Genomic DNA, 19,778 nt, shown 5'->3' with positions numbered 1-19,778 from the left:
TATCCTCTTTTATATTACGAATAATATCCTTTGTTTCTTTTTCTGTCAATAAAACCAATGAATATGATATTCTTATATTAAGAGGAGGTTCTTTATGAGTACACCACACAATACTGCACAAAATGATGAAATTGCCAAAATCGTATTAATGCCCGGCGATCCTTTACGTGCAAAATTCATTGCTGAAAACTATTTAGATGATTCAATTTGTTTTAACACTGTACGCAATGTTTTAGGCTATACGGGAGCATACAAAAACAAAAGAATTTCTGTTATGGCATCTGGGATGGGTATGCCAAGCATTGGTATCTATTCCTATGAACTGTATAAATTCTATGATGTAGATACCATCATACGCGTTGGTTCATGTGGCGGATATATACCAGAACTTCATGCCATGGATGTATTATTAGCTAAATCCTGCTGGTCTGAATCCACATTTGCCAAAGTTCAATCCGGTGAAGGAAGTGATGTTCAATATCCATCCCCTTCAATCAACCAAGCAATCAAAGATACTGCTAAAATCATGAACATCGATCTAAAAGAATATCGCCTTCATTCTAGTGACGTATTCTATCATGAAACAAATCAAGCACAAGACATCGCCATTAAAAATGGATGTGCAGCCGTGGAAATGGAAAGCTTTGCCTTATTTCATAATGCCCATGTCTTAAATAAAAAAGCAGCCTGCATCTGTACTGTTTCTGATTCCTTTGTCCACGATGAAAACCTCACCAGCAAACAAAGAGAAAACAGTTTTGATACTATGATCAAACTGGCATTAGAAACAACATTAAGAATATAGTTTTTCACTTGTAAAATAGTTTGACCATCCGTATAATTATTCCGGCTAACTGATCAAAATTAAAAACATGGCCTTTTGGAGGAAAAAACATGCACGATTATGACATCATTATCATCGGGGCTGGTCCCGGTGGAATCTTTTCCGCTTATGAACTTATCAAACTAAAACCAGAATTGAAAATTGGTATCTTCGAAACCGGAGGACCATTAGAAAAAAGAAAATGTCCAATTGATGGAAAGAAAATTAAGTCCTGCATCAATTGTAAGACTTGTGCCATCATGAATGGTTTTGGTGGAGCCGGAGCATTTAGTGATGGAAAATACAACATCACAAATGAATTCGGTGGTGATTTATATGCCTATGTTGGAAAACAAGAAGCCATTGATCTAATGGAATATGTTGATGAGATCAACTGCAAATACGGAGGATCCAAAACTCGACTTTATGCCAACCAGGATCCAACCATTGCCAAAAAGTGTCTGCAAAATGATCTTCATCTTTTAAAAGCAAAAGTCCGTCACTTAGGAACGGATATCAACTACATTGTTTTAGAAAATCTTTATAACCAGTTAAAAGATTGTGTTGATTTCCATTTCTATACAGCAATCCAAAGTGTTGATAAACTAGATGATGGCTATCAGGTAAAAAGTGAAAATAAATCCTTTACCTCAAAACAATGTATCATCTCTACCGGTCGTTCTGGCAGCAAGTGGATGGAATCTATCTGCTCTAATCTAGGAATTGAGACAAAAAGCGATCGTGTTGACATTGGTGTTCGCGTTGAACTCTCAGCTGATACATTCAGTGAATTAACAGATTCTTTATATGAATCAAAGATCGTATATCGTTCTAAAAAATATCAAGACCGTGTTCGTACTTTCTGTATGAACCCTAAAGGTGTTGTCGTTAACGAAAATACAAATGGTATCGTTACAGTAAATGGACACAGCTATGAAGATCCTGCGCGTTTTACAAATAACACAAACTTTGCCTTATTGGTATCAAATCATTTCACAGAGCCTTTCTCCAGCAGTAACCAGTATGGAGAAAGCATCGCTCGTCTTTCTAATATGTTAGGAGGCGGAGTTATCGTACAACGTTTTGGCGATTTGATTCGAGGCCAAAGATCAACACCTAGTCGTATTGAATCAGGATTTGTAACTCCTACTTTAAAAGCGACACCAGGAGATCTATCTTTAGTTATCCCTAAACGTCAATTAGATGACATCATCGAAATGATCTATGCTTTAGATAAAGTGTGTCCTTCAACGGCAAGCGATGATACTTTATTGTATGGTGTTGAAGTTAAGTTTTATAACATGCAGGTAAAAGTAGATAAACATCTTGAAACAAAACATAAAGGTTTGTATGTTATTGGAGACTGCTCAGGAGTTACACACTCATTAAGTCACGCAAGTGCTTCTGGGGTGTATGTCGCAAGAACAATTGCCGAAAACCTATAAAATCGAAAAGTCATAGAAATCTATGGCTTTTTTTTGACAAAAAAAGATCTGATACTAAGATCAAACCCTAATAAATTAAGATAATTTTTTAATTCTTTCCTGAATCAAGTTCTCAAGTTCTTCAAGTGATTTTGTGTCTTTTGTTTTCTTGACAAACTGACAAGCCAATTGAAAAGACTCACTTTCTACTAAGAAATTACTGAAATACTGACTCTGAGAAATAGAAGCCTTAAATTCTCTGGTTAAAGAATTTTTATTATAGCCAATGCCTGCTACTTCTAGATAATTCATTTTAAGAAGTTTTCTTAACACAGCCTGAATCGTATTTTTACTTAATTCGGGTTGAACATTATATACGTCATTAGCACTTAAAGGCTTATCAGAATGCCAGAAAATCTCCATAATTTCGTTTTCTCGAACCGTTAAATGTTTTGTTGCCATGATCTAGGACCTCCAATCCGATTTCCATATTAGGTATATAAAACGTTATAATCTAATACATACTATTAATTTAACAAAAATTTATAACATAAACAAGAATTTTAGAACTATAATTGTCAAAAAATTGTTTTTTTTTAGAAAAATTTCAGTCAAAATCAATAAAATTAACAAACAATTTCGAACATTTTTGAAAGATAATTACCTATAATTTATAAATTCATACCATTTAATCAACTTATCTTGACTTTTTTATTTTAATCTGGTTACTAACCATAAATAAGGGGAACACTATGAAGCAAAATCAAAAATTTTATTTAAAAACAATAAACAAGCTCCAAAATTCAGATTATAGACCGTTAAAAAAATGGATATCGCTCTTCATATTAATAATATTATTTATCACGATTTTAATGATTGATACGTTGTTGATCTTTATGGAGTTTAAACTGTTGACTAACTGAGGTTATTGCAGCTTATTTCTGTTATAATGAGTGAAGGTGATTACTATGTTTGATATTGTCGATAATTCTATTATTCTAGCCGATGCTAACCTGCATCTTCCTTTATACGATAAAATCCTTAAAATGAAAGGTAATACCCTTTCTATAAAAGTTATGAGCTTGAACGCTTTTACAGCTAACTATTACCCAGATAATTTACCTTCACATATAGAAATCTTATACCAGTATAAAGAAAGGTTGCAATCTCTATCTAAAAAAAATGCTTTTTTCTCTAGCAAAGAGGCGCCTGATTTTTTAAATGCGTGTTTAAGTTTTATCGCATGGGCTTATTCGTTCAATTTTGATTTTTCAACACTGAAAGATGAGACCCAAAAAGAAAAAGACCTAAAAGAGGTTATTAATTTAATCAAAGATATTCCATTAAAAGAGTCATACACCTCCAAAACGATCAATGAACTAAAAAAGCAGAATTTCTCTAATGTATATATTTTAAGAAGAATGTTCACGGATACCGAATACATCTGGATTCGTTTTCTTTTGGAAAATAACGCCCATATGCTGGAAAACGATTCATTACCAAACAAACACTACTTCACATGTTCTAACGCAAGAACGCAGGCATCCATTGTCGCAAAAGTCATCCTTGAAAACAAGATGAATGCCGATGATATTCAAATAGCTGTTACTTCTTTGAGCGACACCCAGGTATTGTGCCAAATGTTTGATCATCACAAAATACCTTACACCATACTAAACAAAAAAACTCCTTCCAACCTAAGTCAAAAACTAATTCTTGGTTTGACTTGGTTAAAAGACAAATCGTTAGATAATTTTAAAGATTTTGTCCTTAAATTCTATCAAGAAGAACTAGTAAAAAAATATTTTGATCTTTTTCCTTTTGCCTATCCAGAAACATATCCAATCAATCAAATTGAATACCACAAAAACTCTTTGATTGATGAATTTACTTATCAAACCTATCAAAATCTAGAAGTATATACTAAAAAATGGCTGAATGAACATAATCAAATCTTCGCCTGGAATCACAAAAACATTCTAGACATGATCAACGAGCTTAAAGAGCAGTATCCGCAGCTATCTTCTAAAGACCTTACCACGATAAGGCAAAGCATTGATTTGATCACACAGGCAAAACCTTTTTTAAGACAAGACAAAGATCTTGATATATTAATTGATTCTCTAAACAAAATCCAAGAATGTGAATCCCCCGAAACTTATCAAGGTGTTTTAATCGGCACACTAAAGGATATTACACCTTTAAAAAAGACTATATTTATTTTGAGCGCAGAAGCTAAAGATCTAAACGTATTATCTTTAAAAACAGGCATTTTTGATGAAGCATACATTCAAGACACAAAACTTCCTAGTCTTAGAGAGCGTATCGATTTTCAAATTGAACAGCTTTACAAAACGCTTGATCAGATAACAGAACTGTATGTCATCTCTCCTCAATCCACATATCAATCTAAAACACTTGAAAAAAACATGCAGATTGAAACCTATATGAACATGCCTTGTGAATTTATAGCCGTCCATGAACATTCACGATTTAAAACACCTCAATTTGAATTAAGCCAAGAGTTTGCCGACAAACTCTATTTAAAACATAAAACATTTGTCGGCTCAATTTCTCGACTCGAAACCTTTGCGAAATGTCCTTTAAAGCACTTCGTTCGTTATGGCCTCTATCTTAAAGAAAATCAAGATTGGCAGGATATTCGCATTAGAGGCACGATCCTTCATCACATTTTAGAAACATTGACATTAAAATATAAAAAAGATTACGTTAAAGTAAATGTTGAACAAATACACGAAGTTATCGAAAACGAATTTCAATTCGCCAAAATGATTTTCCCAAATAAAGAAAAATGGATCGATGCTCAAATCCAGGAACTTCAAGCTAAAACAGAACTTATTTTAGAACAATTAGCTTATTTCGAAAAAAATTGGCATATGAATATTTTCAAACAAGAACAAAAATTTTCGTATTCCATTCCATGGCATGATATGAGCATTGAATTATATGGTTATATTGATCGTATTGATACTTCTAAGACCTCATTTTGTATCTTTGACTATAAATCCAGTGATAAAGACCTTAGAGTTGCTGACTTTGAAAACGGAACATCGCTTCAACTGGCAACCTATACAATTGCTACGCAAGCACAAAGCAACTTGATTCCAACAGGTAGTTTTTATATCTCTTTAAAAAGCTCCCCTGTCTCACATAAACCATTATCTTTAAATTATCGGAAAAAGATACCTGAAAGCACTAGAATTGAAATCAAGGAAACATTGGATACTTTCACCCAACAAAAGAAACTTAAAGGATGGGCCTATCAGGATATGACGACATATTGTGACAAGGATAATCTTTTCACCACAAAAAAAGAGAGCCCTTCTTTTGAAGAACTGAAGCATAAGCACACTGAAATCGTAACCAACCTTACTGAAGATATTCTTTCCGGAAATATCCGTCCGGATCATGATGCTAATGCCTGTGATTATTGCGCATACCGCATGATTTGCCGCAACGCTCGCAATGAAGTTATCAAGCCAAATAGAACGAACAAGGAGGATCAATAATGCCATTTTCTAAAGCTCAACAACAAGCCATTGATCTGCGCAACAAGAACATCCTTGTCAGTGCCAGTGCCGGCAGCGGAAAAACCAGCGTACTTGTCGAAAGACTCTGTAAACTTGTTTTGGTAGATAAGATCTCTATTGATCGTATCTTAGCTATGACATTTACCGAAGATGCTGCTAACGAAATGAAAGATCGCTTAAAAAAGCGTCTACAAGCTGAAACACAAACAGACTATATCCAATCGCAATTAGCTTTACTAGAGACGGCGAGCATATGCACGATTGATGGATTCTGTCTATCCATCGTTAAAAACTACTATTATAAGATTCCTATTTCTTATAAAATGTCTAAATCTGTAGCAAGCAGCGCTCAAGCCAATAAAGCTTTTTTAAATGCCTATAATGAAGCTTGTAACAGCATAGACACAAATGACTTTGTCAAATTAAAACTTTTCTTTAGTTCATTGGGAAAAACAGAAGATGACATCCTTTCAAATATTCGAGATTTAATTAATGTTGCAATGTCAAAACCAGACTCTAATGAATGGATCCGTTCACTGATGAACAGACCTTGCAGCGAAGATACATTTAACTGGTTCTTTCAATATTTTATTGAACAAATCGAATCGATGATCGAAATATGTAAAAATATGAAAGAAGCCGATGAACAGCTGTTTTCTTTAAAAGAAGAAAGTTTAAACACATGTTTAGATTTTTTGTATAAAAAGGACTATGCCTTTTTTAAAAAACAATTCGAAATTTATTTCAACAATACCCCAGGTTTTAAGAAAACGATCAATAAAGTGAGCTATGAAAAAGAACAAGGTGAATTTAAAAAGATTGAAGGAAATATTCTTAACGTCTTATATGAAAAAGAAGAATATGATCAAGATTTAAACAATAATATAGAAAGAATCAACACTTTCTGTACTCTATCCTTATTAACAATGGATATCTTTGCGAAAAAGAAAAAAGAAATGGAAATCATTGACTTTACCGACATGGAGCATTTTGCCTACAAACTATTAAAACAGCCTATGATCCAGGAAGAAGTTCGCAATAAATATCAGATGATCCTTGTTGATGAATTTCAGGACACAAATGAACTGCAGGAAAACATCATTCAGTGTTTTGCACGAAAAGACAATGTTTTCCGTGTTGGCGACATCAAGCAATCTATTTATGGATTCCGCCAAGCTAGACCAGAAATCATGCAAGGACACATGGACAAAGAAGATGAAAACTCTTGTTTGATCGTCCTAGATGAAAATTATCGCTCAAACCAAAGTATTGTTGAATTTAATAATGAATTTTACGATCATATAATGAACACAACTTTACTAGGGAAAAACTTTCGCCAAGACGATATTGCCAAAGTTGGAACAGCCAGGCAAAAAGATGCAGAGCAGCATCCTGTCCGTTTTCTTTATACCGAGTATCTAAGCTGGATGGAAACTCAGGAAGAAAGTTTCAATAAGATTCAGGCAAAAAGTCTTCATAAAAATAATGTCTATGACCTTATTGCCAATGACATCCTGACAAAACATGAACAGGGAATTCCGTATAGTTCCATATGCATCTTAACTAGAACACACTCCCCTCAAGAAGAGCTTAAAAAAGTCCTTGAAGCATATGAAATACCTGTACTTGCTGAAATTGATCATGGATTCTATACAAATCATGCTATCCAGATTGTATTATCTACTCTTATTTCATTAAATGATCCAAACGATGATATCGCTCTTATGGCAAGCCTTTGTTCTCCAATAGGTAATGTTTTGTACAATGATATTGCCGGCTGTTGTATAGATAAAGAAAAAAATACATCCCTTTATTCTTTAGTTAAAGACAAACCATTTATGCAATCATGGCAACAACTTAGACAATATAAAAACGAACCCATCAGTGATTTAATACGTCATATTTATAATCATAATGATTTTTATTTTAATTATACGACCAATCAAGATAAGACCAATCTTGATCAATTCTTAGAAATGGCCAGCCAATTTGAAGCTCAAAATGATTTAGATTTATTTCTTGAACAAATCATAAACGACTCTAATCAGGATGCTGTAGGAGAAGCATATCCTTATGGAAAAGATGCTGATGTCGTAAAAATAAAAACTATGCATCATTCTAAAGGCCTTCAATTTCCTATCGTATATATTCTTTCTTCTCATACAACCAAAGATAAATATTCAAACAATCCTGTTTTGGTTGATCCTGTTTTAGGAATATCTTTAAACGCATTAGACCCAAGTTTAAAATTCAAAAGAACTTCTTTAAGTCATCTTGCCTTTGTCACCAAGAAAAATCACGATGATCTAAAAGAAGAAATGCGCGTCTTCTATGTTGCAACGACCCGTGCTGAAAAAGAACTGGTTATTGTTGATTACGTCGATGATATCAACAGTTATTCCTCAAGGTTAAATACTTCATCGCTTTTAGAAAAATCAAGTTATACAGGATGGCTTTTGCACACGTATTTAAATAAACCTTCATCCTTATTCAAGCTAGATAAAAAAAATCAGTTATATAAGCGTCCATTGCCACTAAAAAAAGATGATGACATAGAAACAAATCAATTCTATCAAGGTAGTATTTCAAGTATAAGTGGACAAACTGCTTCAGCTGCCAAGCAATCTTTAGAATGGCCTATCATGGATCTAAACAAAAAAATTTCAACAACTCGTGGTACTTTATTCCACGAAATTGTCGCCAACTGTGCATTTCCATACCAGAAAGAAGATTGCATCAATTATGCACATAAACATAACTTCACTTTACAAGCTACAGACATTAAACAACTGTTAAGTTTAAATGAGTGTCACATATATAAAGAAATGATGCAAAATAAACATGAATTTGAATGCAGCTACATCATAAGAGAAAACGAAAAGATCTATCATGGTTTTATTGACTTGATCGCATGGCATCCTGAGCATATCAGTATATTAGATTTTAAAACAGATACTGTTCAAAACGAAACAGAACTGATTGACAAATACCATGCTCAACTTGATGCATATAAAAAAGCTATTCATACAATTGAGCCCGACAAGAAAATTAAAACATATATTTATTCTTTTCATTTAAGAAAAATCATTTATCTAAATCAGTAAATCATTTGAAACCGACCGTTTCATTGTGTACAATGAGATGGTCTTTTTTATAGACAAGAGGAGAGAATATATGGAAAAATTATTTAAACTAAAAGAAAAACATACAACCGTCAAGACAGAAATCATTGCCGGAATCACAACTTTCCTTGCGATGGCCTATATCTTAGGTGTAAATCCAATTATCCTGGCAGATGCCGGAATGGATATACCTTCTGTCTTCATGGCTACAGCAATTTCAGCTGCTTTCGCTTCTATCGTAATGGGACTTATCGCAAACTATCCTGTTGCCCTGGCAGCCGGTATGGGAGTCAATGCTTTATTTTCATATACGATTTGCGGAGCTATGGGATTCAGCTGGGCCGCTGCATTATGTGCTGTATTTATTTCAGGTGTTATCTTTGTGATCATTTCGGTTACAGGAATTCGTAAAGCTATCATCAACGCAATTCCTGTTCAGCTCAAACTTGCAATTGGTTCCGGCATTGGATTCTTCATCGCTTTTGTAGGACTTAAAAACGCTGGAATCATCGTTGCCAATGAATCTACATTTGTAGGAATCGGTAATCTTGCAGATCCTACTGTATTATTAGCGGTTTTTGGACTATTGATCACAATTGCATTAGTTATCAAAAAAATTCCTGCTGCCGTATTTGTTGGAATGGTCATCACTGCTATAATTGGCATCATTGCTGGAAGCTTGGGCCATATTGAAGGCATGCCTACATTGCCCGAAACTTTTTTCACAACCAGCTTTGAAATGGAGGCTGTCGGTGCATTCATGAATGGTTTTGGTGAATTATTTTCGAATCCTTTCAATGCATTCGTTGCGATTTTTTCTTTCTTGTTTGTTGATTTCTTTGATACAGCTGGTACGTTAGTTGCAATTGGCAATCGTATCGGTTTGGTAAACAAAGATGGGGAATTAGAAAATGCTGAAAGAGCTCTTCTAGCTGATGCGATTGGGACAGTATTTGGTGCCGCTATTGGTACAAGTACAGTTACCAGCTTTGTCGAATCCAGCTCCGGTGTAGGAGTTGGCGGTCGTACAGGTCTTACAGCTATTACTACAGGTATTTGTTTCTTGTTATCGATCTTCATTTCTCCAATTATCTTAAGCGCTGTTACAAATGCCGTGACCGCCCCTGCTTTGATCGTTGTGGGCATTATGATGGCTCAGCAGCTTAAAGGCATTGATTGGGACAATATGATTTTTGCGGCAAGTGGATTTGTTACGATTGTTATGATGATCTTGATGTATTCTATCTCTAATGGTATTGCTTGTGGTTTTATTGTTTATACAGTCGCAATGATCGCAGCAGGTAAAGCTAAAGCAATCCATCCTACTGTCTGGGTATTAATGATCATATTTGTGGTATATTTCGCGACTCCTTACATGATATAAAATCAATAAAAAGCCGGGTATCAAATTGATTGACCCGGTTTTCTTATATTTTAAAGCTTTTGTGTTCAATATATTGATCCTGAAAAGCTCCTTTAAATGTAGTAAGTCCTGCTTTTTTATCATAGAGAGCAGCAATTGTTTCTACAACTTCATCCGTACTCATTTTTGAAGTATTGATCAATAAGCTATAGTTTTTCGCATCGCCCCATTTTTGATTCGTATGAAACTCATAAAAGCGAGCACGTTTCATATCTTTTTCCTGAACGATTTTCTTCGCTTGTTTAGCAGGAACATCATATTCATTAATTGAAAATCGAATTCTCTCCTCGAGATCGCTAAAACAGAACACAGATATCGTATCTGGATTATCTTTTAAAATATAATCTGCACATCTTCCTACAATGACAGAGCTCTCTCTTTGAGCTATACCACAAATTAAATCTGTTGCTCTTTCAAAAACTTGTGAATTCACACTTAATTCTGCAATGCTGCCAAAACTTCTAAGCTTACGGTTGGATATAGAATATAGACCATCTTCATTTTGATTGTCCTCATTAAAAAAATCTGAGCTAACACCCATATCCTTGGCAATCTTTTCCATAATTTCTTTATTATAGTAACCAATATCCAAGTATTCTGCCAATTTTCTGCCAATTTCTCGTCCATTTGAGCCAAATTGACGAGAAATTGTTATCGTGATTGTTTTCTTCATAATCTTTTTCCTCTATTTATATTCTACAATGGAAATCCAATAAAATAAATGATAAACTCATTTTTGCGAAAGGAAGATTTTTGATATGATAGTATTTTTAGATTTAGATGACACCCTTTGGAGATGGCACCAAGTATGTTCCAGCGCCAAAGAGTCCATTATTCAAGCACACAGAAACGGTCACAAAATATTTATCAATACAGGCAGGACAAAATGTGAAGTTCCTTTAAAACCTTTAGAAGGTCTCCCTATTGATGGATATTGTTTTTCAGCTGGAAGTGAAATATTGATTGAAAATAAACAGGTTTTATATAAACCTTTACGCCCGCAAATTGTAAAAGCACTAATTGAACGAATCGAACCTATGAATCTTGGAATGTCTTTAGAAGGATCCCAAAAAACCTTTCAAAACGAAGTAAATTATGAAATATTCAAAAAATTCGCCAAAGATGATAGAACCGGTGCTGGTATGATGATGCATCATCGTTTAAGTGAAATCACCGAAGATGATTACCGTCAAATCATGAAAGTTTCAATTCATTATCCAGAAGGATCTGATATTTCCAACTTAATTGATAACTTACCAGAAGGCTTGGTGTTTACCCCATTTAAAAACACTGGCGGAGAAATTACAAACTGCACTTATAATAAAGCTACAGCCATTCAATTTGTAAAATCATATTATCAAAGCGATGAAAAGACAATGGCTGTTGGCGACTCCGAAAATGATATTACAATGTTAAAAGAAGCAGACATTAGTATTGCGATGGGCAACGGAAATGATCATGTAAAAAAGATTTCAAATTATATAACAACAAATATAGACGAAGATGGATTAAAAAATGCATTTAAACATTTTGGTCTTATCGACTAAAAAGGTATTCCGACAAAATAAGGAATACCTCTTTTTCGTTTACTGATTTACTTCTGAATATTTTCTACGTCCTGGATGTAGATTATCTACATAATATCTAACAGTCAATGCGCCTGCAACTTTTGAACGAGATTTAGGTTCAACAATGAATCCATCACCTTCAAGCATTGCATCCAACATTGCTTTGCAGCAAGCTGTTAAATTCTTAACGCCAGGTTCACATTCTTCCATAAACTCTTTTGCATTAAGCTCAATGTATAACCACATCTTATCGTGTGCTTCTTGTTTCATTTCCTGTAAACGAGCTGCATACTGTTCTTGTGTCCACTTTTCCATTTTGAATACTTCCTTTCTTATAATTTTACTATATACCTTATATTTTCATAAAACAAGTATAGTTTACATCATTAACTATTATTTTTTTAATTTTTTAAATTTATTTTTGACGTAATGATATCGTTTTGATATCATTTAAATATCAAAGGAGGATTGCTTATGTTACAAAACATTGAACAAAAAGAGATTCATCCAATAAATGGAATGATCATGCTAGTCGTAATTACCATTGGATTGATTCTATCTGTAGGTTTGATTATACTCGGTTCTATTTTATTAGAACAAAACAATTCGGTCTTAGGAGGAATCATTCTTGCAATAGGTATCATTTTAGTTGTCATTTTCCCAATCATGTATGGTGGATTAAAAATCGTAGGACCAAATGAAGCCCTGGTCTTAACTTTATTTGGAAACTATTATGGAACTATTTTAAAACCAGGTTATTACTACGTAAATCCTTTTGTATCTTATAATAACCCTATCTTTAATAAAGCTTATATCAATCGAAATAAGATCGAAAACAATGACAAAACAACCGTAATTCCAGATATTACGCCCAAAAAAACTGTCTCATTAAAAAGTATTACCTTAAACAATGGAACACAAAAAGTTAATGATGTATTAGGAAATCCCATCATCATTGGTGCAGTTGTGATTTGGAAAGTTACCGATCCAACAAAAGCTGTTTTTAATGTTGATAACTATGCTGAGTTTTTATCAATCCAAACTGATTCTACTATTCGCAACATCGCCAGAAAATATCCATATGACGATTTAGACTGTGAAGATGAAAACATGAACGAAAAAACACTGCGTTCAAGTTCTTTAGAAATTGCCAACGACATGAAAGATGAATTGATCAAACGTGTGCAGATTGCTGGATTAGATATTGAAGAAGTTCGAATCACTCATCTAGCCTATGCTGAAGAAATTGCCGCTGCCATGTTACAAAGACAGCAGGCTTCTGCCATTATTGCCGCTAGACAAAAAATCGTTGATGGGGCCGTGGGCATGGTTAAAATGGCTATCGATAAATTAGGTGAAGAAGAAGTAGTGGTATTAGATGAGGAAAGAAAAGCTACTATGGTCTCTAATCTTTTAGTTGTTTTATGTTCCAATAAGGATACACAACCAGTTGTAAATAGTGGATCTATCTACTAATGAATGATTTAGATATCAAAGAAAAAGCTTTACAAGAACGTGCAAAACGACTTGAAGAACTAGAAAAAGAGATCCAGGAAAAAGAAAAAGCACTCAAACAAAAAGAAAAACAAAAGAAACAAATTATCTTACGATTAGCCCCAAGCCTTTGGCAAGATATTGCCACCTGGGCAAACGATGACTTTCGAAGCATTAACTCGCAAATTGAATATATCTTGACCAAAGCTGTTAAAGAACGTAAAAATCGTAATCGCAATAATTTATAGTTATACATAACATAGAACTTATCGATTAATGATCGGTAAGTTTTTTTTATGTCTTTCTGTATTTTTTTATTTTCTATCATTTAATCTTTTTCTTTATTTTTGATATAATCTTCAAGAAAGGGGAACAATATGATCAAACTATACAAAAAACAAGATGATAAAATAAATGTTCTTAAACATATAGACCAATTTTTGACAAGCCCTGATTCAAGAACACATTCTACTAAGCAAATCTTATTACGTTTATTATCTCAAAACATCCAATCCAAGCAGAATAAAAAAACCTTTGAAAGACAATACAACAAAGGCACTAATCTATATATAATCAATATATTAGAGACAAAGCAAAAAGAATTAGTAAGATATTAATTTATGAATTTTTCAATGTCCTCTCTGCTTATTACTTGTATTGTCTCAACACTATTGATCGTTTTATTAAATTTTCTGCTTACGACAAAAAAGAATTATCGATTCGTGCGATCCAATGTCATTATCGCTTTATCATTCATTATTATTGCCCGTCTTTGTCTTCCTATTGAATATCGATTTACAAAAACTATTCCTATTCCCTTTTTAATGAATCCTTTAATGACATTTCTAACATATCCATTGATCTTAGATATTCCTATTTATGTCATACTGATCTCATTATGGATCTTAGGTATACTTTTTAATCTAGTGCGATATATTCGTGAATTATTGTATCTAAACAGAATGTTTAAGAAATTGGAAGAACAATCTGAAATATGTAAGATAAAAAACTTATTACCTGACTATAACGGCAATAATTATGATGTGCTTATAACCTCCTATTGTGATTCACCAAAAGTTCTTGGTTCAAAAAAAGTAATCATTCTTCTAAACATACATTTCGAAGAGGATAAGCTTCAAATCATTTTAATGCATGAAATCAAACATATTGAAAACCATGATTACTACATCAAACAATTTGTAAATTTTCTAACAATAACATATTGGTGGTTTCCTCCAGTATATATACTTCGCAAAAACATTGATTTATTTTTAGAAATTCGAGTCGATGAAAAAGTGGTAAAGAAAATGAGCGAAAGAGAACGATTAAACTATGCACAACTTTTGATTCATGTACAGAAATCACTTGTGAATAAAACAGATCCGTTTGCAAAAGAATATTACAGTTTCTTAATTGACGATAGTTCCAATGTACTAGAATATAGAATTAGATATATTTTAGAAGAATCCTTCATGAAAAAAACCAATTACTTGCTATTAGTGGTAATCTGTAGTTTGGTATTCTTTTCCAACAGCATCATATTCGAAGCATCTTTTCCTGCACCATCCGCAGAAACACCCTATGTTACAGTTTCTGAAGATACGCTCGACAACGCATACATCATCCAACACAAAGATGGAACATATACCTTATTTATAGATGGAGAACAAGGCAGCATTGAAGATCCTACTGTTTCACCTTTTTCTGAAATCCCAATTATAAAGGAGTGATTAATTATGAAAAAGACTATTTTATTATTATGTATGTTGACATTTTTATGTCCTACCCCTATTGCCGCTAGTGAAATTTCCTCTACGGAAACCACTAACATCATAGTTCGTGCCGACATCAAAGAATGGAAGTATAAATTTATTAATGGTAAATTATACAAAAGACTTTGGAATTCAACTCAAAGACGTTGGGAAACCGATTGGATACCTGTATAAAAAGGCTATATCATTATGTAGCCTTTTTTAATAATGATATTTTATAATGTTAATCCATAAAAAACACATTAATTATAAGAATCCATTGACAACGATAATAAATTAAGTATATTATAACAGTGTTATATAACACCGTTATGAGAGGATAAAAAATGCAAGATACTTCTAATTTAACACTCAATAAAATTCAACAAGCTGCTATTGATGAATTTTTAGAAAAAGGTTTTCGTGGGGCATCACTTCGCCAAATCGTAAAACACGCCGGTGTAACAACTGGAGCTTTTTATGGATATTTTTCCAGCAAAGAAGCCTTATTTGCTTCAATTGTAGAACCGCATGCACAGGCTATAATGGCTAATTTTATGGAAGCGCAATTAAGGTTTGCCGATTTGCCAAAAAATGAACAACCTTCTCATATGGGGATTGAATCGAGTTCTTGTATAGATTGGATGGTTGACTATATTTGTGAGCACCGTGATCCAATAAAACTATTATTGTCGAAGGCTGAAGGGACAAGCTACGAAAATTTTGTCCACAATATTGTTGAGGTCGAAGTAGAATACACTCTAAAGTATATGGATGTTCTTAGAGAACTCGGATATACTGTGCCTAGATTAGACAAGACTCTGTGTCACATTATTGCAAGTGGTATGTTTGGTGGTATTTTTGAGGTTGTCATCCATGATATTCCTAAAAAACAAGCTATGCGTGATGTAGGACAGCTTCGTGCATTTTATACTGCTGGTTGGTTAGCATTAATTGAAGAAAAATAAACTGATGCTGCTGACTGCAATTTTTTTGCCTCTCAAGTTAGTTATTACTAACTATATCGTCATTCGTAAAATGGAGGGTTAAGATGAAAGAAAAGAAAAAAAATGCAATTACTACTTTACTGAACTATGCAGGAAACTTTAGAATTTTGACTTATATCGGTCTTACTCTATCTGCGATTTCAATGCTTTGTAGTATAGTACCGTACATTTGTATTTGGCTTGTAGTTAGAGATTTGATTGAGGCTATCCCTAACTTTTCAAATATCCAAAATATAGAAACTTACGGTTGGGTTGCTTTTAGTTTTTCTGTATGTGGAATAATCATTTATTTTATTGGATTATTATGTACACACTTGGCAGCTTTTAGAACTGCTGAAAACATCCGAAAAATAGGGATGAATCATCTAATGAAGGCACCATTAGGATATTTTGACAATAATGCTTCAGGACTTATTCGAGGAAGACTAGATAGTGCAGCCAATGACACAGAAACACTATTAGCTCACAATTTGGCAGATATCGTTGGAACCATTGTATTGTTTACCGGAATGGTGGTCTTAATGTTTATTTTTGATTGGCGTATGGGAGCTTCTTGTTTATTGTCATCTATAATATCAATAATCGCATTGTTTTCAATGATGGGTGGCAAAAACGCTCAAATTATGGCCGAATATCAAGCTGCACAAGATAAAATGACAAAAGCTGGCACAGAATATGTAAGAGGAATTCCTGTGGTTAAGATTTTTCAACAGACAGTCTATTCGTTTAAAACGTTTAAAAAATCTATTGAAGAATACAGTGATAAAGCTGAATATTATCAGGGAAAAATCTGTCGTGTTCCTCAATCAATTAACTTAACATTTACAGAAGGAGCTTTTATTTTTCTAGTACCTGTTGTTATTTTTTTAGCTCCATCCGCACTTAATAATGGCAATTTTAATAATTTTGTTACAAACTTCGTATTTTATGCTATTTTTTCTGCAATCATTTCAACTGCACTCGCAAAGATTATGTTTGCTTCATCAGGTATTATGTTAGCGAACACAGCTCTAAATCGTATTGATCTAGTTATGAAAGCCCCTACGCTAAAAGAATGTATTCATCCAAAAACACCAATAGATAATAGCGTGGTTTTCAAAAATGTAAGCTTTACTTATGAAGGATCTAGTACACCTGCCTTATCATCTATATCTTTTAGAGTTAAACCGGGTCAAACTGTTGCACTCGTTGGTCCATCAGGAGGTGGTAAAACAACAGTTGCTAGCTTGATTCCTCGTTTCTGGGATGTAAAAAAAGGTGTTATTGAAATTGGACACGTCAATGTTAAAGACATTGATCAGCATGTTCTAATGGATAAGGTTGCTTTTGTTTTCCAAAATACAAAACTTTTTAAAACATCAATTTTAGAAAATATTAAAATCTCTAATCCCAATGCTTCAGACAAAGATGTTATGTATGCATTAAAAGCAGCTAGATGTGAAGATATCATTGAGAAACTTCCAAATGGCATCCATACCATCATCGGTAGTGAAGGCACTTATTTATCTGGAGGTGAACAACAAAGGATTGCTTTAGCTCGTGCCATTTTAAAAAACGCTCCAATTGTGATATTGGACGAAGCTACAGCCTTTGCAGATCCTGAAAATGAAGTTTTAATTCAAAAAGCTCTAAACGTCTTATGTCAAAATCGGACAGTGATCATGATTGCTCATCGTCTATCCACTGTTATAAACGCGGATAAAATCATTGTTTTAAATAAAGGATATGTAATTGAAGAAGGAACTCACGATGAATTATTAAATAAAAAGGGTTTATATCAAAAAATGTGGACTGATTATAATCAAGCCGCAAAATGGAAAATTACAAGTGTAGAAAAGGGGGCTTTATAGATGTTCGGAAGGGAATTTAAACGCAAGTATGCCTTAACAGACAAAGGTGTTCAAAATGTTAAAAAGGGAACATTTTGGACAGTTATAGTTAATCTTGTGGTTATGAGTGGTATCAGTATATTGTATTTATTAATGAATAATTTTGTAAATCTTATCAAAGGCAATCAGTTCAAAGTAAACACAATAACAATACTAGTTCTATTGACTTTATTTGTCATTTTATCTTTTATTACACATCTACAACAATATAAAACCACTTATGGTCTTGTTTATGGAGAAGTAAAGGTTACCCGAATAGCATTAGCTGAAAAACTTCGTAAATTACCTTTGGGATATTTCAACAAAAAAGATATTGCAGATTTGACAGAAACAATTATGGGCGACGTCAATCGAATGGAACATGTCTGGTCACATGTACTGGGTTATTTATATGGTTCTTATATCTCTACTGCTATCATTGCTATTTTCCTGTTCATTTATGATTGGCGTTTGGCAATTGCCTGTCTTTGGGGTGTGCCTGTCGCATTTGGCCTTTTGTTTGGTTCAAGAAAATGGACTTCGAACGCCTCAGAAATGCTTAAACAATCTGCTATAAGAGTTTCAGATGAAATTCAGGAAACATTAGAAAATATTAGAGAAATCCGAGCTACAAACCAAGAAGATACTTATCTTAAAGGATTGTATAAAAAAATTGATGCCCACGAGAGTGTGATGATTCGCGGAGAACTTATATCAGGTATATTTGTAAATGCTGCAAGTGTTATCATGCGTTTAGGTGTTGCAACTACAATCTTAGTTGGTGCAAACCTTATCGTTCATGGCCAAATTGATTTCATGATTTTATTTATGTTTTTACTTGTTATCACAAGAATCTACGCTCCTTTTGATCAGAGTTTGGCATTAATTGCAGAGATGTTTGTCTCTCAAGTATCAGCAAATCGCATGATGGAAATCTACGACACTCCTATTGCATCAGGTAAAGAAACTTTTGAGCCAAAAGGGTATGACATTGAATTCCATCATGTCTCATTTTCCTATGACAATCATGATGTTTTAAAAGATGTTAGTTTTATAGCTAAAGAAGGTGAGGTAACGGCCTTGGTTGGCCCTTCTGGTTCTGGAAAAAGCACTTGTGCAAAATTAGCCGCACGTCTTTGGGATACTAATAAAGGTTCTATAAAAGTAGGTGGTATTGATATTAATACAATTGATCCTGAAGTTTTATTAAGTGATTATTCTATGGTATTTCAAGATGTCGTTTTATTTGATGATAGTATAAAAGAAAATATTCGGTTAGGTAAAAGAGACGCAACAGACTTAGAAGTATATAAAGCTGCAAAAGCGGCTAATTGTGATGAATTTGCTCATAAGCTTCCAGACGGTTATGATACACTCATAGGAGAAAATGGAACCAAACTTTCTGGAGGGGAACGACAAAGAATTTCGATTGCTAGAGCACTTTTAAAAGATGCTCCTATCATTTTATTAGATGAGGCAACAGCCAGTCTTGACGTTGAAAACGAGACAAAAGTTCAAGAAGCTTTATCAACCTTGTTAGCTAATAAGACAGTATTGGTTATCGCTCATCGTATGCGAACTGTACAATCTGCCGATAAGATCATTGTTTTAGAAAATGGTAGAGTCAAAGAGGAGGGAGCACCTGAATCATTATATAAACAAAACGGACTTTATCATCATATGGTTGATTTGCAAAGTGAAAGTTCAAAATGGCATATCGACACACTTCTGTAAAATATTAATTTTC

The 19,778-nt window shown here is 33.6% G+C and carries 17 protein-coding genes; 14 read left to right on the top strand and 3 right to left on the bottom strand.

Features of this window, described 5'->3' with window-relative positions; genetic code table 11:
- The first annotated feature begins 94 nt into the window (after positions 1-94).
- Together deoD and HMPREF0367_RS07365 are read left to right on the top strand one after the other, a co-directional pair.
- Positions 95-805, top strand: a complete 711-nt coding sequence (deoD, locus tag HMPREF0367_RS07370) for a purine-nucleoside phosphorylase (RefSeq protein ID WP_035402862.1) — start codon at positions 95-97, stop codon at positions 803-805.
- 89 nt (positions 806-894) lie between these two features.
- Positions 895-2,268, top strand: a complete 1,374-nt coding sequence (locus HMPREF0367_RS07365) for an NAD(P)/FAD-dependent oxidoreductase (protein WP_035402861.1) — start codon at positions 895-897, stop codon at positions 2,266-2,268.
- A 75-nt stretch (positions 2,269-2,343) separates the two neighbouring features.
- On the opposite strand, the gene HMPREF0367_RS07360 is transcribed toward HMPREF0367_RS07365, so the two are convergent.
- Positions 2,344-2,709 (bottom strand): BlaI/MecI/CopY family transcriptional regulator, encoded by a 366-nt coding sequence (locus HMPREF0367_RS07360; protein WP_022355747.1) that lies wholly within the window; start codon positions 2,707-2,709, stop codon positions 2,344-2,346.
- Positions 2,710-3,215: 506 nt separating this feature from the next.
- On the opposite strand from HMPREF0367_RS07360, the gene HMPREF0367_RS07355 reads away from it, so the two are divergent.
- From HMPREF0367_RS07355 to HMPREF0367_RS07345, 3 genes are all read left to right on the top strand, one after another.
- Positions 3,216-5,777, top strand: a complete 2,562-nt coding sequence (locus tag HMPREF0367_RS07355; protein WP_035402859.1) for a PD-(D/E)XK nuclease family protein — start codon at positions 3,216-3,218, stop codon at positions 5,775-5,777.
- Positions 5,777-8,902 carry a UvrD-helicase domain-containing protein gene (locus HMPREF0367_RS07350; RefSeq protein WP_035402858.1) on the top strand — a complete coding sequence of 1,042 codons (3,126 nt, stop codon included), beginning with the start codon at positions 5,777-5,779 and terminating at the stop codon, positions 8,900-8,902. Before HMPREF0367_RS07355 ends, HMPREF0367_RS07350 begins: the two co-directional genes overlap by 1 nt.
- A gap of 70 nt (positions 8,903-8,972) precedes the next feature.
- Positions 8,973-10,304 carry an NCS2 family permease gene (locus HMPREF0367_RS07345; protein ID WP_035402857.1) on the top strand — a complete coding sequence of 444 codons (1,332 nt, stop codon included), beginning with the start codon at positions 8,973-8,975 and terminating at the stop codon, positions 10,302-10,304.
- A 43-nt stretch (positions 10,305-10,347) separates the two neighbouring features.
- Here the strand turns inward: HMPREF0367_RS07345 and HMPREF0367_RS07340 are convergent, their stop codons facing one another.
- Positions 10,348-11,016 carry a cytidylate kinase-like family protein gene (locus tag HMPREF0367_RS07340; protein WP_035402855.1) on the bottom strand — a complete coding sequence of 223 codons (669 nt, stop codon included), beginning with the start codon at positions 11,014-11,016 and terminating at the stop codon, positions 10,348-10,350.
- Positions 11,017-11,101: 85 nt separating this feature from the next.
- Between HMPREF0367_RS07340 and HMPREF0367_RS07335 the strand changes: the two genes are divergently transcribed.
- On the top strand, positions 11,102-11,890 hold the full coding sequence (locus HMPREF0367_RS07335) for an HAD-IIB family hydrolase (RefSeq protein WP_035402853.1): 789 nt from the start codon (positions 11,102-11,104) through the stop codon (positions 11,888-11,890).
- Between the two features lie 39 nt (positions 11,891-11,929).
- Here the strand turns inward: HMPREF0367_RS07335 and HMPREF0367_RS07330 are convergent, their stop codons facing one another.
- A complete protein-coding gene (locus HMPREF0367_RS07330) occupies positions 11,930-12,226 on the bottom strand; it encodes a hypothetical protein (protein WP_015535658.1) in 297 nt (98 codons plus the stop codon).
- Between the two features lie 159 nt (positions 12,227-12,385).
- Here HMPREF0367_RS07330 and HMPREF0367_RS07325 point away from each other — a divergent pair, with 159 nt between their 5' ends.
- The 8 genes from HMPREF0367_RS07325 to HMPREF0367_RS07290 all read left to right on the top strand — a co-directional run bounded on the left by HMPREF0367_RS07325 (position 12,386) and on the right by HMPREF0367_RS07290 (position 19,765).
- The gene (locus HMPREF0367_RS07325) at positions 12,386-13,387 is read left to right on the top strand and encodes an SPFH domain-containing protein (protein WP_015535659.1); all 1,002 of its coding nucleotides are present in this window, start codon (positions 12,386-12,388) and stop codon (positions 13,385-13,387) included.
- The gene (locus HMPREF0367_RS07320) at positions 13,387-13,653 is read left to right on the top strand and encodes a type II toxin-antitoxin system antitoxin (RefSeq protein WP_015535660.1); all 267 of its coding nucleotides are present in this window, start codon (positions 13,387-13,389) and stop codon (positions 13,651-13,653) included. Before HMPREF0367_RS07325 ends, HMPREF0367_RS07320 begins: the two co-directional genes overlap by 1 nt.
- 129 nt (positions 13,654-13,782) lie before the next feature.
- Entirely contained in the window at positions 13,783-14,022 is a 240-nt protein-coding gene (locus HMPREF0367_RS07315) for a hypothetical protein (protein WP_035402851.1), read from the top strand.
- 219 nt (positions 14,023-14,241) lie between these two features.
- Entirely contained in the window at positions 14,242-15,135 is an 894-nt protein-coding gene (locus tag HMPREF0367_RS07310) for a M56 family metallopeptidase (protein ID WP_169815944.1), read from the top strand.
- 6 nt (positions 15,136-15,141) lie between these two features.
- A complete protein-coding gene (locus tag HMPREF0367_RS07305) occupies positions 15,142-15,351 on the top strand; it encodes a hypothetical protein (RefSeq protein ID WP_035402848.1) in 210 nt (69 codons plus the stop codon).
- 152 nt (positions 15,352-15,503) lie between these two features.
- On the top strand, positions 15,504-16,124 hold the full coding sequence (locus HMPREF0367_RS07300) for a TetR/AcrR family transcriptional regulator (protein WP_022355739.1): 621 nt from the start codon (positions 15,504-15,506) through the stop codon (positions 16,122-16,124).
- Between the two features lie 83 nt (positions 16,125-16,207).
- Entirely contained in the window at positions 16,208-18,013 is a 1,806-nt protein-coding gene (locus HMPREF0367_RS07295) for an ABC transporter ATP-binding protein (protein ID WP_035402845.1), read from the top strand.
- Positions 18,014-19,765, top strand: a complete 1,752-nt coding sequence (locus HMPREF0367_RS07290; RefSeq protein ID WP_035402842.1) for an ABC transporter ATP-binding protein — start codon at positions 18,014-18,016, stop codon at positions 19,763-19,765.
- Positions 19,766-19,778: the final 13 nt, after the last annotated feature.

Source organism: Faecalitalea cylindroides ATCC 27803 (assembly GCF_000469305.1).
GTDB classification, from domain to species: domain Bacteria; phylum Bacillota_I; class Bacilli_A; order Erysipelotrichales; family Erysipelotrichaceae; genus Faecalitalea; species Faecalitalea cylindroides.
This window is presented reverse-complemented; position numbering and strand designations above follow the sequence as displayed.